At 52.2% G+C, this 15158-nt stretch carries 12 protein-coding genes; 8 read left to right on the top strand and 4 right to left on the bottom strand.

Going from position 1 to position 15158, the window contains the following annotated elements:
* Positions 1-68: 68 nt before the first annotated feature.
* The 4 genes from uxaC (at position 69) to L6H98_RS04555 (ending at position 6194) form a co-directional block, all read left to right on the top strand.
* Positions 69-1508, top strand: a complete 1440-nt coding sequence (gene uxaC / locus L6H98_RS04570; protein ID WP_236413252.1) for a glucuronate isomerase — start codon at positions 69-71, stop codon at positions 1506-1508.
* A gap of 536 nt (positions 1509-2044) precedes the next feature.
* On the top strand, positions 2045-2590 hold the full coding sequence (locus tag L6H98_RS04565) for a MarR family transcriptional regulator (protein WP_236413250.1): 546 nt from the start codon (positions 2045-2047) through the stop codon (positions 2588-2590).
* Positions 2587-4314, top strand: a complete 1728-nt coding sequence (locus tag L6H98_RS04560; protein ID WP_236413248.1) for an ABC transporter ATP-binding protein — start codon at positions 2587-2589, stop codon at positions 4312-4314. The genes L6H98_RS04565 and L6H98_RS04560 overlap by 4 nt, the downstream gene beginning before the upstream one ends.
* Complete coding sequence (locus tag L6H98_RS04555) at positions 4311-6194, top strand: ABC transporter ATP-binding protein (protein WP_290371417.1); 1884 nt, start codon at positions 4311-4313, stop codon at positions 6192-6194. The genes L6H98_RS04560 and L6H98_RS04555 overlap by 4 nt, the downstream gene beginning before the upstream one ends.
* Positions 6195-6289: 95 nt before the next feature.
* On the opposite strand, the gene L6H98_RS04550 is transcribed toward L6H98_RS04555, so the two are convergent.
* Both L6H98_RS04550 and L6H98_RS04545 read right to left on the bottom strand, forming a co-directional pair.
* Positions 6290-6868 (bottom strand): GNAT family protein, encoded by a 579-nt coding sequence (locus L6H98_RS04550; protein WP_236413245.1) that lies wholly within the window; start codon positions 6866-6868, stop codon positions 6290-6292.
* A 209-nt stretch (positions 6869-7077) separates the two neighbouring features.
* The gene (locus L6H98_RS04545) at positions 7078-7701 is read right to left on the bottom strand and encodes a TetR/AcrR family transcriptional regulator (RefSeq protein WP_236413243.1); all 624 of its coding nucleotides are present in this window, start codon (positions 7699-7701) and stop codon (positions 7078-7080) included.
* Between the two features lie 211 nt (positions 7702-7912).
* Here L6H98_RS04545 and L6H98_RS04540 point away from each other — a divergent pair, with 211 nt between their 5' ends.
* Entirely contained in the window at positions 7913-10147 is a 2235-nt protein-coding gene (locus tag L6H98_RS04540) for an MMPL family transporter (protein ID WP_236413241.1), read from the top strand.
* A 107-nt stretch (positions 10148-10254) separates the two neighbouring features.
* Positions 10255-11208, top strand: a complete 954-nt coding sequence (locus L6H98_RS04535; RefSeq protein WP_236413240.1) for a nucleoside hydrolase — start codon at positions 10255-10257, stop codon at positions 11206-11208.
* Positions 11209-11333: 125 nt separating this feature from the next.
* Here the strand turns inward: L6H98_RS04535 and L6H98_RS04530 are convergent, their stop codons facing one another.
* Together L6H98_RS04530 and L6H98_RS04525 are read right to left on the bottom strand one after the other, a co-directional pair.
* A complete protein-coding gene (locus tag L6H98_RS04530; protein ID WP_236413238.1) occupies positions 11334-12089 on the bottom strand; it encodes a DUF3105 domain-containing protein in 756 nt (251 codons plus the stop codon).
* Between the two features lie 160 nt (positions 12090-12249).
* Positions 12250-13014, bottom strand: coding sequence for a hypothetical protein (locus L6H98_RS04525; protein WP_236413237.1), 765 nt, complete (start codon positions 13012-13014; stop codon positions 12250-12252).
* Positions 13015-13488: 474 nt separating this feature from the next.
* Here L6H98_RS04525 and L6H98_RS04520 point away from each other — a divergent pair, with 474 nt between their 5' ends.
* On the top strand, positions 13489-13833 hold the full coding sequence (locus L6H98_RS04520) for a DUF2294 domain-containing protein (RefSeq protein WP_236413236.1): 345 nt from the start codon (positions 13489-13491) through the stop codon (positions 13831-13833).
* 241 nt (positions 13834-14074) lie between these two features.
* The gene (locus tag L6H98_RS04515) at positions 14075-15145 is read left to right on the top strand and encodes an ABC transporter substrate-binding protein (protein ID WP_236413235.1); all 1071 of its coding nucleotides are present in this window, start codon (positions 14075-14077) and stop codon (positions 15143-15145) included.
* Positions 15146-15158: the final 13 nt, after the last annotated feature.

Below are 15158 nucleotides of genomic sequence, written 5' to 3'. Positions count from 1 at the left end.
AGTGTAGCGTAAAAATGGGAATGAACCCATGTGAACGTAAACTCACCCAAAGGGAGCGTGCGAGGCGAATGAAATCTTTTTTGGATGAACAGTTTTTGCTGCACAACGAAACCGCGGTAAGGTTATACGAGGATTATGCCAAGGATATGCCGATCATCGACTACCACTGCCATCTCAGCCCGCAGGAAATCTACGAAAACAAAACGTTTGCCAACATTACCGAAGCGTGGTTGTACGGCGATCATTATAAATGGCGGCTCATGCGAGCGAACGGCATCGAGGAGAAATACGTGACGGGTGGAGAAGGCGTGACCGATTACGATCGTTTTCTCGCGTATGCCCGGACCGTGCCGATGATGATCGGCAATCCGCTCTATGCCTGGTCGCATCTGGAACTGCAGCGCTATTTCGGCGTATACGAAATTTTGAACGAGCAGAGCGCCCCGGCGATCTGGGAAAAGGTCAACGCCAAACTGAACGGTCCCGGATTCGGCGCGCGTGACCTGATCACGAAATCGAACGTCTCCGTAGTATGCACCACGGACGATCCGTGCGATTCGCTGGAGTACCATCTGCAAATCAAGGAGATCGAGGGCTTCAATACAAAGGTGCTGCCTTCGTTCCGTCCGGATAAAGGGCTTGAGCTTAACCGCGACACGTTCGTAGACTGGGTAGGCAAACTTTCGCAAGCCTCCGGCACGGCCATTTCCGATTACGATTCGTTCTTGTCCGCCCTGGAATCGCGGGTAGAGTTCTTCCACTCCGTGGGGGGACGCGTGTCGGACCATGCCTTGGATTATGTGCCTTACGGCGTGGCGACCCGAGAGGAAGCCGCAGCGATCTTTGCCAAGGCGCTTGCAGGCCATAAGGTCAGCCGGGAAGACGAGGACAAGTACAAAACGGTGACGCTGACCTTCCTGGGCAAACTTTACGCCGAGCGCGGCTGGGTCATGCAGTTCCATATCAATGCGGCACGCAACAACAACCGGCGCATGTTCGAACGGCTGGGACCGGATACGGGCTACGACTCCGTAAACGATGCGCCGTTATCTGCGGCCGTGATCGGACTGCTCGATGCGCTCGACCAGCAGAACGCGCTGCCGAAGACGATTCTGTATTCCCTGAATCCGCGCGACAACGAGGTGCTTGCCGCCATCGTCGGCAGCTTCCAGGGCGACGGCGTTCCGGGCAAAATTCAGCTGGGTGCCGCATGGTGGTTCAACGACACCAAAGACGGCATGCTCGCCCAGATGCGAGCGCTGGCGAACGTGGGTCTGCTCAGCCGTTTCGTCGGCATGCTGACCGATTCGCGCAGTTTCTTGTCCTACACGCGGCATGAGTATTTCCGCCGTCTCGTCTGCAACCTGATCGGTGAGTGGGCCGAGCAGGGCGAAGCCCCGCATGATATGGAGCTGCTCGGACGGATGGTGCAAGGCATTGCCCATAACAATGCCGAGCAATACTTCCCGTTCTCCTCGGCTCGCGAAACGGTAACGGCTTCGCGCTAATCCTAAAGGAACTTAAAAAAACCGCCCCTTTGCGGAGATTGTATGCAGACATCTCGCAGAATGGGGCGGTTTTTATTTTGAAACGGCTGCTTAGCAAGCCATTCACTGCTTGGCATACTTTCTGCGAGGAGAAAAGATGAACAGAAAGGCCGCATAAATCACGGCAAAAATGATGAATTCCAACGTATTTTTATATAAGGCGCTTGATAAGTTGGCGGTTAGATGGAGAAACAGTACGCGCGAGATTACATAAGCGATCAGAAGTAAAATGATGTTTTTCAGCATAGCTAGGTCCTTTCTGTAAGCTCTTCTTTAATTAGACTGGTATCTTTGCATAGCACAAAAATGGGAATATTTAAATCTGATTAAAGGTTATCACAGCAGCCTAAGTATGTAAATTTTTCCTTATGAATACGACCGCTAAACGATCGTTTGACATTCGGACTTTATGATAATATACTTAGTACACCTAATTAATTTAATGGCTATTTATTATGTGATCTATTTAATAGATGCCCTAAGAAGGAGGGAGACATATGACGGGTCTGGATCCGGTTGCCCGCAAACTGCTGTATTCCATCATGCAATTCAACAAAGGCAAATGGCGGCAGCACAAGCCTCACGGGCGAAATCACAACGAAATCATGGTGCTGGCTTGTTTGCTGCACGGGGCGCATCCCGGTGAACGCATCGATTGGAGAGACAATCCGCCTGATTTCGACAGCGGTCCCGAACCTAATCCGCGCGGACTGAAGGTATCGGAAATCAGTGCGCTGCTTCGCGTGAAGTCGCCTACGATCACGCCGGTGATTCGCGGCTTGGAAGACGAGGGACTGGTTGAACGGACGATGGATGAGGAGGATCGGCGCGCCGTACGCATCACGATTACGGAAGCGGGCCGTAAGATTATCCAGGCGGCGCATGAAGAACGAATGGAGATTTTCAACAAACTCGTCGCACATTTGGGGGAGGAAGACAGCTTGCAATTGGCCGAATTGTTGACCAAGGTGTACAGCTTTTTCGATACATTGAAGTCCGTTCAGACGGAACAGTCCAACGACCAAGGAGATGATAAGCCATGATGAAATTGTTTCGCATGCTGAAGCCGTATCGGATCCCCATTTTTTTTATCGTCGGGTTGGTGCTGCTGCAGTCGCTTGCTGAACTGTACCTGCCGACCCTGATGGCGGACATTGTGAACGATGGTATCGTCAAAGGCGACGTGCCTTATATCTGGAAAATCGGAGGCTGGATGCTGGTCATTGCCATCGGCGGAACCGCAGCCTCCGTAACGGCGAGCTACCTTTCCTCCAAGACGGCTGGCGGCTTTGCCAAACAGCTGCGCAGCAGGGTGTTCCGCCATGTCGAGAACTTCTCGCTGCAGGAATTCGACAAGTTGGGTACGGCATCGCTCATTACCCGTACCACCAATGACATCACGCAGGTGCAGAACGTGTTGACCATGATGCTGCGCATGATGATCATGGCGCCGCTCATGAGCATCGGCGGCATTTTCATGGCCATTTCCCAGGACGCCAAGCTGTCTACGATCTTCCTGGTCGTGCTGCCCGTGCTGGCCGGAGCCATCGCGCTGATCGGTGCCAAGGGATTGCCGCTGTTCAAGCAAATCCAGAAAAAGCTGGATCGGTTGAACCTGGTGCTGCGGGAGCAGTTAACCGGCATCCGGGTCGTACGTTCCTTTAACCGAGGGGAACATGAACGCCAACGTTTCAACAACGCAAATACCGATCTCAGAGACATCTCCATTAAGGTAAACGTCTTGATGGCTACGCTGATGCCTGTCATGATGCTGGTCATGAATTTCTCCATGATTGCCATCTTGTTCTTTGGCGGGCAGCGCATCGACAGCGGAAGCATGGATATCGGTTCGTTGATTGCCTTTGTCCAATACGCGATGCAGATTATGTTCTCGCTGATTATGGTATCCATCATTTTCGTCATGATTCCGCGGGCTTCGGCTTCCGCAGAGCGGATCAACGAGGTATTGGAAATGCAGCCGGAATTGGAAGATCCGTCGCAGCCGCGCAGCATGGGCTCAGAGCAGGGCACCATCGAGTTTGACAACGTGACCTTCCGTTATCCGGGAGCAGAGAATGCGGCATTGTCGGGCATTTCGTTTACGGCTCGTCCAGGTGAAACAACGGCGATTATCGGTGGTACCGGGTCAGGCAAAACGACGCTGCTCAGTCTCATTCCCCGGTTTTATGATGTGACAGAGGGGCATGTCCGTGTGAATGGCACGGATGTGCGCGAACTCACGCAGGAGCAGCTGAGATCCAAAATCGGCTTTGTTCCGCAAAAGGCGGTTCTGTTTACCGGAACGATTGCGGAAAACATCCGTCACGGCAAAGAGGACGCTTCGATGGAGGAAGTGGAGCATGCAGCCCGGATCGCCCAGGCCGAGAACTTTATTTCCGAAATGAAGGATGGCTACGAAAGCCTGATTGCCCAAGGCGGGAATAACGTTTCGGGGGGACAAAAGCAGCGTTTGTCCATCGCTCGCGCACTTGTACGTCGTCCGGAAATTTACATTTTCGACGACAGCTTCTCGGCGCTTGATTTCAAAACGGATGCCCGGCTTCGCGCAGCCTTGAAATCAGAGACGAAAGAGGCTGCGGTCATTATCGTGGCCCAACGCGTAAGCACCGTGATGGATGCAGACCGCATCCTCGTCATGGACGAAGGTAAAATCGTAGGTTCAGGAACGCATCAGGAACTGCTGGAGAACAATGAAGTGTACCGTGAAATTGTATCTTCCCAGCTGACAGAGGAGGAGATCGCATGAGTGAACGTCCATCGAACAACGCACGTCCTGCGGCAGGACCGAGGCATCCCGGCCCGGGTCCCGGCATGGGCATGCGTCCTCCGGGTGAAAAGGCCAAAGACTTCAAGGGTACGATGCGTCGGCTGATCCAATATCTTAAACCTCATCGCTATCGGCTTCTTGGCGTGCTCGTTACAGCGATTCTGAGCACCGTGTTCGGCATCATCAGCCCGAAGGTCATGGCGGAAGGAACGGATATTTTGGCCCAGGGCGCGATTGCGATTATGACAGGAATTCAGGGCGGTGGCGTTGATTTTCCTGCCTTGATGAAAGTGTTGTATTTGCTGCTTGGTTTGTATCTGTTCAGTGCAGCCTTTATGTATGTTCAACAATATCTGATGGCTGGCGTCGCTCAACGAGTCGTGTACGATATGCGCGAACAGATTAGTGCAAAGATCGGCCGTTTGCCGCTCAAATATTTCGACTCCCGCACGCATGGGGAAACGTTGAGCCGTGCAACCAATGACGTGGACAACATCAGTAATACGCTTCAACAAAGTTTGGCCCAGTTCATTACATCGGTTGTGACGGTGGTCGGCGTCATTATCATGATGCTGACGATCAGCCCATGGATGACGTTGATCACGGTACTGACGCTGCCGCTGAGCATGATCGTGGTCATTGCGGTGGCGTCCCGTTCCCAGAAACACTTTGCCGGCCAGCAAAAATCGCTCGGCGAATTGAATGGCCATGTAGAGGAAATGTACACAGGCCACAAAGTCGTCAAAGCGTTCGGACGGGAAGAGCAGTCTGTGGCGCAGTTCGAAAAAATCAATGAAGAATTGTACGCTTCCGGTTGGAAGGCTCAGTTCATTTCGGGTATCATCATGCCGCTCATGAGTTTTGTAGGTAACCTGGGATATGTATTGATCTGTGTGGTGGGCGGCATTTTCGTCACCCGCGGTTCGATTTCCATCGGGGACATTTTGGCCTTTACGCAATATTCGCGTCAATTCACGCAGCCGATCAACCAGATCGCGAACATTTCGAACATCATCCAATCCACGATTGCTTCGGCAGAGCGGGTGTTCGAGCTGTTGGACGAAGAGGAAGAAGTTCCGGAAACCAGCCAACCTGCGCAGCTGAAACAGCCTAGAGGCGCGGTCACGTTCCAGGGCGTGAATTTCGGCTACAAAGCCGATGCGCCGCTCATCCGCAACATGAACATCGATGTTGCGCCAGGACAGACGGTGGCCATCGTGGGACCGACCGGCGCCGGGAAAACGACGCTGATCAATCTCCTGATGCGTTTCTACGAAATCCAGGATGGGCGCATCGCTATTGACGGCGTGGACATTCGCGACATGGAACGCGGCCAGCTGCGCAGCATGTTCGGCATGGTGCTTCAGGATACGTGGCTGTTCAACGGCACGATCCGTGACAACATTGCCTACGGCAAAGAGGGGGCCACGGAAGACGATATTGTGCGTGCCGCGGTTGCCGCGCATGCCGACCACTTTATCCGCACGCTGCCGGATGGATATGACACGGTGCTGAACGAGGACGCATCGAACATCTCCCAAGGGCAGAAGCAGCTGCTGACCATTGCAAGAGCGATTCTCGCGAATCCGTCCATCCTGATTCTAGACGAAGCAACGAGCAGCGTCGATACGCGCACCGAGGTATTCATCCAGAAAGCGATGAACGATCTGATGAAGGACCGCACCAGCTTTGTCATTGCCCACCGTTTGTCTACGATTCGCGGAGCGGACCTGATTCTGGTGATGGACCACGGGAACGTGATCGAGCAGGGCAACCACGAAGCGTTGATGGAAAAACAGGGCTTCTACGCCGATCTGTACAACAGCCAGTTTGCGGAGGAACAACCGCAAGCGGTGTAGAGCCAGGCATACACTGCAAGCAACATCAAAAAAACCGAGGTCGGAATTACGCCGATCTCGGTTTTTTCTTTTTCAGAGTTCGATGGAAGTACATATCAGGCACGTACATATCGTTCGCGGAACTCTTCTTCCAACATGCTCATCAGAATGGCGTCGTGATACCGATGATTGTAGAACAGCACATCCCTTCTCACGCCCTCGCGCTTAAAACCGAGCTTCTCATACGTACGAATAGCCCGATCGTTGAACGCATAAACTTCAAGCTCGATCCGGTGCAGATTGCAGATGCCGAAGCCGTAGTCCAGCAGGAGCTTCATGGCTTCGGTTCCGTAGCCTTTGCCCTGATGCGCCGCACTGTCGATGGCGATGCGGATGTGGCCGCTTCGGTTTTTGGCATGCATATCCATCAAGGCGATCTCGCCGATCATTTCGTCGGTATCCTGCAGGCAGATGAGCAGCATGATTCGGGAGCCGTCCTGCGAAGCCTCCTCCACGAATCGTTCCACCTGCTGATGGGTAAAGCTGCCCTGCGTGCCGGTCAGCCTGCGCATTTCCTCGTCGAACAGACTAGGGAAATACGCATCCACATCGGTCGGTTCAAATGGACGCAGATAGATGCGCTCCGTCTCAAGCAGACGTGGAATGCGCGCTTTCGTTGGTTTTGTATCGGTCATTGCTGATCCCCCTCCACTATGCAAGGTTCGGTTTGATTCGGGTAACACCGATTATAGACCATTGTTATACATTTGAAAATATAGCGTTTTGTTCATCTTCTACAGAAGAAGTTGATCGACAGGAAAAGAGTGCATTATAAGCCTCCCCGGATTAGTATCGAGCGGGGTGTGCCAGGGATAACGACACGGGCGAAGGGCTGGGGAGGGATTCACGCTTGTTGAGCGGCTCCCTCCAGAAACAGGTTCACCAGCTCCCGTGCCAGGTCGGCAATATTCTCGTGCATGCTGCGAACGTCCTCGCGGTTGGCCAGCATCAGCAGGGAGGTAAAAGCCTGTGCCAGCAGCAGCGGATTGCTCCGGCGCAAATAACCGATCTGCATTTCCCGCTCAAAGTGGGTGGCCAGCACTTGGAAAATGCGGGTTTCGGCCTCGCGGATTTGCTGCAGTTGGTCCGGATCGAGGTACGTTTCCGCCTCTCGCATCATCGTTTCCGTATCGACATGGGAGCGCTGCATTTTGGCTTCAGCGATGCTTTCCAGCCGTTCACGCAGCGTACCGGGAGCATCCAGTCGAAGGGCGGTCTGCTCCATGCCCATGGCCATCATATGGGTGATGGCCACGGTGAACAGGCCGGGTTTGCTGGAGAAATGGTAATAGATCGACGCTTTCGTCACGCCGCATAAGGATGCGATCTGTTGCAAAGAGACCGGTTCATAACCGTATTCCATAAACAACCGGGACGCAGTCGCCAATATTTTCGTGCGGGCAGATGCCTGTTCCGCATTTGCCTTTGGCCTGCCCGGCGTACGGGCAGGATTTGATTTTTTGCTCATGGAGATACCTCTTTCCATGGGATTATGCATCATTAGATTGTACATGTTCCGGACGGTAAAGTATAGGCAACGGCGTTCACAAAAATATCAATTGCATAATTAACCTTCCGGTATATATAATTAATTCGATTGTACGATGACCGACGGTTCATTTCTATGATTTTTCACACATACGGTCATACGCTGCTGAAATAAAGGAGATGAAACAAACATGCAGGAAGGTTCAGGCTACGGCCGTTTTGTTGCGGGCAAACGAAGTAAATGGATCACCTTGGTGGTATGGATTGTTGTAGCTGTGCTGCTAGGGGTTATATGGCCGGCAGTAGGCGATCGTGAAACAAACAACGCACAGGATCTGGACGAATCGAAGCCTTCGGTGCAGGCAGCTGCCGTTGCCGGGCGGGAATTTCCGGGCGGGCAAGGACTGCCCGCATTGATTGTGTGGCATCAAGCCGGCGGCCTGACGGATCGGCAGATTGAACAGATTCAGGCATTGACCGAGCGGCTGGACCAGGACCCGGTGGAACAGCAGCAAACCGTCGTTCCGCTGTATCAACTGCCGCCGCAGGCGATCAAAGGGCAGTTGTCTGAAGACGGCAGCACACTCGTAATGCCGCTGTTTTTCAATGAGACGGCAGACTCCGGTCAGCTCAAGGAAGGCATTAAAGGGCTGGAACGGAAAACCGAGGATATTTTCGGCAGCAACCCATTCACGGTGGCCGTTGACGATTCGAATGGAACGCTGAGTGCACGCGTGACCGGCCCGGTTGGCATTTCGATCGATGCGAGCGGCCTGTTTGCGTCGGCGGACGTGTCGCTGCTCATCGCAACGGTACTTCTTGTGCTCGTGCTGCTGCTTCTGATCTATCGTTCGCCAGTGCTCGCGATCATTCCGATTATTGCGGTAGGTTTCGCCTATATGGTAACCAGCCCGATTTTGGGCTTCATGGCCGACAAAGGCTGGATTACGGTGGACGCGCAGTCCATCTCGATCATGACCGTGCTGCTGTTCGGCGCAGGTACGGATTATTGTCTGTTCCTCATTTCAAGATTCCGCCAAATCCTGTATCATGAACCGGACAAACGAAAAGCACTCTTCCAAGCCATCACTGGTTCTTCCGGCGCGATTGCGATGAGCGGGTTCACGGTTGTGGCGGCGCTGCTGGTGCTGCTGTTGGCCGAATACGGGGCATACCAACGTTTTGCCGTTCCTTTCAGTTTGTCCATCTTCATTATGTTTATCGCAAGCCTGACGCTGGTACCGGCGCTGCTGGCCATCTTTGGGCGGGGTTCGTTCTATCCGTTCGTTCCGCGCACGCATGAGATGGAGGCCGAACGGGCCCGCAAAAAAGGCAAACCGGCTCCAGCACCGCGCAAAATCCGGGAAAGCTGGATCGGCCGCACAGTGATCACGAAGCCTTGGACGGTTCTGATCGTCACACTGGTGCTCCTGGGGGGGCTTGCATCCTTCTCCAGTCAAATCAAATTCACGTATGACTTGTTGTCCTCCTTCCCGGAAGACGTGCCTTCCCGCGAAGGTTTTACGATCATCGGCGAACAATTTTCGCAAGGGGAGCTTGCTCCGGCGAAGGTGATCGTCGATGCCGGAGGCAAAAATACGGAATTGAAGCAGCGGCTGGAGGCCCTTGATTATGTGAGCAAGGTTGGCGAACCGCAGCAAGGGGCCGAGAACGCCAACATGACGGGGTACGACGTCGAATTCAATCTGAATCCGTATTCGATGGAAGCCATGCAGCATATTCCGGATCTCCGGGCAACTGCGGAACAGGCACTGACCGACGCCGGAGTCGACGGTTCGTCCAGCCGCGTATGGATCCACGGCCAGACGGCAGAGCAATATGACATCGAAACGGCCGGTGAACGCGATGCACGCATCATCATTCCGGTCGTCATCGGCATGATTACGCTGTTGCTGCTGTTATACCTGCGTTCAGTCGTGGCTACGGCGTACCTGATCCTGACGGTGGTTCTGTCCTATTTCTCGGCCCTGGGGCTGGGCTGGCTAATCATTCATTACGGCCTAGGCGCAGATGCCATTCAGGGCGCAATCCCGCTGTATTCGTTCGTTTTCCTGGTGGCGCTCGGCGAGGACTACAACATTTTCATGATTTCGAGCATCTGGCAAAAACGCAAAACGATGCCTCTTCGCCAGGCGATCAAGGAAGGCGTGGGAGAGACCGGGTCAGTGATCACGTCCGCCGGGCTTATTCTGGCCGGCACGTTTGCCGTGCTTGCAACGCTTCCAATTCAGGTGCTGGTGCAGTTCGGCATCATTACCGCAGCGGGCGTGCTGCTGGATACGTTCCTCGTAAGGCCTTTCCTGGTCCCTGCGATTACGACGCTGCTCGGCAAATGGTCCTTCTGGCCCGGCAGGTACGTTCCCGTACCCGAGAAAGCACGAGAGAAGCAGACCGAGTCCGTCTAAGGTTTACGCGCGCATGGGTTTTGGGACATAATAGAGGTAACGTCGGCTAGGGCGGACGGACCTGTTCAACATCAATGGGACACCAGAGGAAGGATGAAAAACAAGCAATGACCAACAAGTTGAATGTTTACTTTAACCATGACGGCGGCGTGGACGACCTCGTTTCATTGTTTATGCTTTTGCAAATGGACAATGTACACGTAACCGGGGTATCGGTAATTCCGGCAGACGGATATCTGGAGCCGGCGACCGATGCGAGCCGCAAAATCATCGACCGTTTCGGTTCGTATGAGATCGAAGTTTCGAAATCCAATTCCAGAGGGAAAAACCCGTTCCCTGCGGCGTGGAGATTGCACTCATTTTATGTAGATGCATTGCCGATTCTGAACGAATCCGGAAAGATGGAAGCACCGCTGTCCACCATTCCTGCCCATAAACATTTGATTGAAAAAGTACGCAATACGGAAGGCAAGACGCTCCTGCTCTTTACCGGCCCGCTGACCGACCTGGCACGCGCTTTGGATGAAGCACCGGACATCGAAGAGAAAATCGAGAAGCTCGTATGGATGGGTGGCACATTCGAAAAAGGGAACGTCGAGGAGCCTGAACACGACGGCACCGCGGAATGGAACGTCTTCTGGGATCCGGAGGCAGCTTACCGCGTATGGGAGAGCAGCATCCAGATCGACCTGGTGGCACTGGAAAGTACGAACAAAGTGCCGCTGACGCCAGCCGTGCGCAAACGCTGGGCTTCCGAACGCCGCTATGAAGGCGTGGATTTCATCGGCAACTGTTATGCAGGATGTCCGCCGCTTGTGTACAGCGAGACGAACTCCACGTACTATCTGTGGGACGTGTTAACAACGGCTTCCGTGGGACGCGAAGATATCGTGAAGAAAAAAACGGTCAACTGCGTCGTGATTCCGGATGGTCCGAGCCAAGGCCGTACGGTAGAGCAAGCGGACGGACGTCCGGTACAGCTCGTCTATGACACGGACCCTGAAGCATTCTTCACATACATGACCGACCTGGGCAAAAAGGCTGCTCCGCAGCGTTATTAATTACTGCGCTGCCACAGCGCACCATGTCATGACATTCATAAAAGAAAGCCGCAACAGGCCGGAATTTTATTTCGGTGCTGTGCGGCTTTTTTTAAAAATTGAGTCGGTCTGCGCTTGCTGCCGTATTACATGGTTCCGCCGCCTTGCCGAACGGAAGGGGGGATTTTCTCCGGTCCCTGGTTGATATAGCGGTTAATGAACGTGCCGATTTTGGCTTCGTCATATGCGGGCAAGTTCATCGTTTTGGTCCAGGCGGTGACGACGAACTCGCTCCCTTCCGGAATATCTTGGTTGGGCACGGCGAGGATGCCGGAACCAGCCTTGCGGAAGTTGGCGAAATATTTGAGATGTTCCTTGATCATCTCGCTTGCGTCTTCACGGTAATAAATAATGATATCCCCATGCTCCAGATTATGGACGAGATAAGGATACCCCGGAAAATCGGTATAGAATCCAAACTTGATGTCATGAGGATTGTGCGGTCCCGAAGTGGGTATGTTCATCTCGTATGAAATAGGATCTTCCGTATGCTCTGCGCCATAATAAGCATCGTTAGTGACTTCGATATCGGCGTTTGCGCCCAGATCGGAAACGTCGTATTTCGTATTCGCTCCTTGAAGAGCGTATACCCCCATCAAAATTAGCGATGCCGCCAGTGTAATATGGGCTGCCAGTCGGATGGAACGGCTTTTTTTCTTAATCGCTGCCCGCTCCTGTTTCTTGGAATGCGCCATTACGGAGCCTTTGATTCGAAACGCCCAAACGTAGGCTGCGATAGCCAGCAGCAAGGCTATGCCCCCGATCATCAGCCACAGGTAGGAGATGGTGGCGGCTTCATGGTTCATCTGCATCATTTGCATGTCATTCATGTTATGGTCCATGGGAGTCCTCGGCTTTCTATAATAGGATTGAACACTACATATTGTAGTGTAAATGGTACGGAAAGCGCAATCCCGTAGACGAAAGAAGTCCTCCATCCGCATGATAGAACATGCGGTGAGAACTTCTTAAACAATATGTACTTATATAGCGTACAAAAGGCTAGAACAACATGCCGATCATGCCGAAAATGGTTGCAGCGAGCAAACGGTACATGATATAGAACAGCACGACGTTTGCAATCAATACACTGTAAAGGCTGTCCATTGCGGCCGCAGAACGATTGAGCGGATAATGAAACAGCACCGCATTCAGCGCCACAAAAATAATAATATAAGAAACAACAAATAAATAGAATGCGATGGAAAATGAAATAAACACAAACACGTTGGCTACAATGAGCGAGGCTGCAGCAGGGACAAGCAAACTGCCAAATTGGGCGACGAGGGTCTTCGCATGAAAAGCGAGCTTTTCCATTTTCAACACGGCGTAGATCAAAACGAGCGCAGCAGCCAGCGTTACGGCGGTAAAGATCAACGGACGAACGAATCCGCCCAAGAACAAGCTCGAAAAATTGTAGGCACTGAAGGTTTGCAAAAAGAATAAGGAGACCAGCAGGATGACAAGTGCCATGGTTAAAAGTCCGTTCAGGGCATGTTGTTCACCGACCGTTTTCATCGTCTGATAAGGGCGGGCCATCACACTCAGAAAATAAGACAGGTATTGCTTGCTTACTTCTTTGGCTTGTTGAACTTTTTCATTCTGCAGTACATTGCTCCATTGATTGTTGTCCTTGTCACCGGATGCGGAAGGCTGTGTCGAGACGGATGGAGAAGACGAAGGGGACGCGGAAAATGGCTCCTGCGTACTGGACCAATGCGTGTACCCGGATTCTGCCGCAGCCGCAGGCTCCAATCTTTCATCCATCTTCCTTGTTTCAGTCAAAGGCTCGCCTGGAGCAAGGTTGGAGCCGCACTTTTCACAAAAGCGTGCATTTGCGTTTTCATGATTGCAAACAGGGCATTTCATGATTCAAACCTCCGATTCCATATTTTAGATAATAGGCATACATTTTGTCCCATTTTAACGGTTGTTGCAGAAGTTTGTCCATGCTTTTGGGGTAATCAACGACGGATCGTTCGCAGTAGCGGTCACCATATCAATATTCATGCCTTTGGATAGATTAGGTGCCGAGAGGGCATGATTTACGGTAGGAAGGTTACGGTTTCCTATAATCGCGAAAATGTGACAAATACTGATCATATAATGTTAAATGTTCGCTTTTTGTAGGTGCAATGTTGGTTATATTGATCTTTTGGGTTGCCCAAACCCGGACATTTATGTATAATCAATCGTGTTAACACGTCGAATGTACGGTAGTAAATGATGTGGGTGAGTTCAATGGAACGACTGGACAGCAATGAAAGCAAGAAAAAAATGTGCCAGTTCTACAATGAAATTTCGAAGGAACTGTTCGGATTCGGGACGACTCTCCTGAGAGTGACGATCGATCAGAACATCGTGACCTTCTATGCCAAACACCGACGTTCACCGCGCTCCGACGCCCTGGAAGGGGAGGCCCCCGGCTTGAAGCTGGAAGTGGACTTCCGTATGTCTGTTTTATATAAGAAAAAATTCAGGGACAAGTTGGAGCAGCAGATGGGGTTGCCAATTGAAGCTGTACTCAGGGATTATGATGCGTCCACGCAGTGGGCCATCACGAACGTGATTCTGGAGCAAGCATAGGGCTGACCGACTTGTCGGCAAGCAACGTGCATTGAACCGCTCCACCGCATGAATCGGGTCCTACACAATTTCATAGCACGATGGCGTCTTGCTTCGGATTGATTCTGAAGCGGAAACCTCGAATGAACCGGTAACGGGTGTCGCTTTCCTTTGTTTACGAAGAAAAGTGTTCTTGTTGAATACAAGAATGCTTTTCTTTTTGTTTTTTTACCAACACACATTTCTAGGAGGAATCAGGAACATGAGGAAAACATGGGTAAGCGGTTTGGTAGCAGCAGCGATGACATCGGTATTGCTGGCAGGATGCGGAAGCAACGCGGATAACGCGGAAGGCTCAAGCAATGGCGGCGCGGCGCCGACCAAGCTCGTGATCTCCACGTGGGGATTTTCGGAAGATTTCTTTAATGAAGAAGTATTCGGTCCATTCGAAAAAGAGCACAATGTGGACATCGTGTTGGAAGTCGGCAACAATGCCGAACGCTTGAACAAAATTCGCCAGGGCACATCGGATGTCGACGTGATCTACTTGTCGGACTACTATGCGCAGCAAGGGATTGACGAAGGTTTGTTCGAAAAAATCGACCGTTCCAAAATTCCGAACATTAACGATATTTACGATATGGCCAAAGCACCGCTTGGCGAAGATTACGGCCCTGCCTACACGATCGGACAATTGGGCATCGCCTACAACCCGGACCTGGTATCCAAAGAAGTCACGTCTTGGAACGATCTGTGGGACCCGGCATTCGCAAACAACGTGACGATCCCGAACATTACGGCAACGGCCGGACCGATGGTGCTGGATGCGGCATCCCGCATTGCAGGCAACCAAACGTTCAATGAAGATGCGGCATTCGCCAAACTGAAAGAACTGAGCGGAAATGTAGTTAAGTTCTACACCCAAACGTCGGAGTTCGTGAACATGTTCTCGCAAGAAGAAATCGCCGGCGGACCGATCATGGAAATGTACTTCAAAGATCTGAAAGCAGCCGTGCCAAACGCGAAATTCGTAACGCCTAGCGAAGGCGGATATGCCGTTATGAATACGATCAACGTGGTCAAAGGCAGCAAAAACAAAGAGCTCGCCGAAGAGTTCATCAACTGGCAGCTCAGCCAAGACGTGCAGGCCAAATCGGCCAAAGCCAAAGTCGATTCCCCGGTAAACACCAAGGTCGAGTTGACGGCGGAAGAAGCGGAAGGCGTAACATACGGCGCGGACGTCGTAGAGAAGCTGAACAAGCTGGATATGGAATTCGTCAACAAACAGGCAAAAACATGGACAGATCGCTGGAATCGCGAAATCGCGCAATAAGTGGGGGACTAAG

Source organism: Paenibacillus sp. JJ-223, assembly GCF_927798175.1.
Lineage (GTDB): Bacteria > Bacillota > Bacilli > Paenibacillales > Paenibacillaceae > Paenibacillus > Paenibacillus hubeiensis.
The sequence above is the reverse complement of the archived record's forward strand: the minus strand, read 5'-3'. Positions and strand labels throughout refer to the sequence as shown.

Coding starts and splice junctions, on each gene's coding strand:
- L6H98_RS04545 (WP_236413243.1), bottom strand. CDS start 7,701: ATGAGCAAAAAATCAAATCCTGCCCGTACGCCGGGCAGGCCAAAGGCA.
- L6H98_RS04525 (WP_236413237.1), bottom strand. CDS start 13,014: ATGGATGAAAGATTGGAGCCTGCGGCTGCGGCAGAATCCGGGTACACG.
- L6H98_RS04540 (WP_236413241.1), top strand. CDS start 7,913: ATGCAGGAAGGTTCAGGCTACGGCCGTTTTGTTGCGGGCAAACGAAGT.
- L6H98_RS04560 (WP_236413248.1), top strand. CDS start 2,587: ATGATGAAATTGTTTCGCATGCTGAAGCCGTATCGGATCCCCATTTTT.
- L6H98_RS04530 (WP_236413238.1), bottom strand. CDS start 12,089: ATGGACCATAACATGAATGACATGCAAATGATGCAGATGAACCATGAA.
- uxaC (WP_236413252.1), top strand. CDS start 69: ATGAAATCTTTTTTGGATGAACAGTTTTTGCTGCACAACGAAACCGCG.
- L6H98_RS04555 (WP_290371417.1), top strand. CDS start 4,311: ATGAGTGAACGTCCATCGAACAACGCACGTCCTGCGGCAGGACCGAGG.
- L6H98_RS04565 (WP_236413250.1), top strand. CDS start 2,045: ATGACGGGTCTGGATCCGGTTGCCCGCAAACTGCTGTATTCCATCATG.
- L6H98_RS04520 (WP_236413236.1), top strand. CDS start 13,489: ATGGAACGACTGGACAGCAATGAAAGCAAGAAAAAAATGTGCCAGTTC.
- L6H98_RS04535 (WP_236413240.1), top strand. CDS start 10,255: ATGACCAACAAGTTGAATGTTTACTTTAACCATGACGGCGGCGTGGAC.
- L6H98_RS04550 (WP_236413245.1), bottom strand. CDS start 6,868: ATGACCGATACAAAACCAACGAAAGCGCGCATTCCACGTCTGCTTGAG.
- L6H98_RS04515 (WP_236413235.1), top strand. CDS start 14,075: ATGAGGAAAACATGGGTAAGCGGTTTGGTAGCAGCAGCGATGACATCG.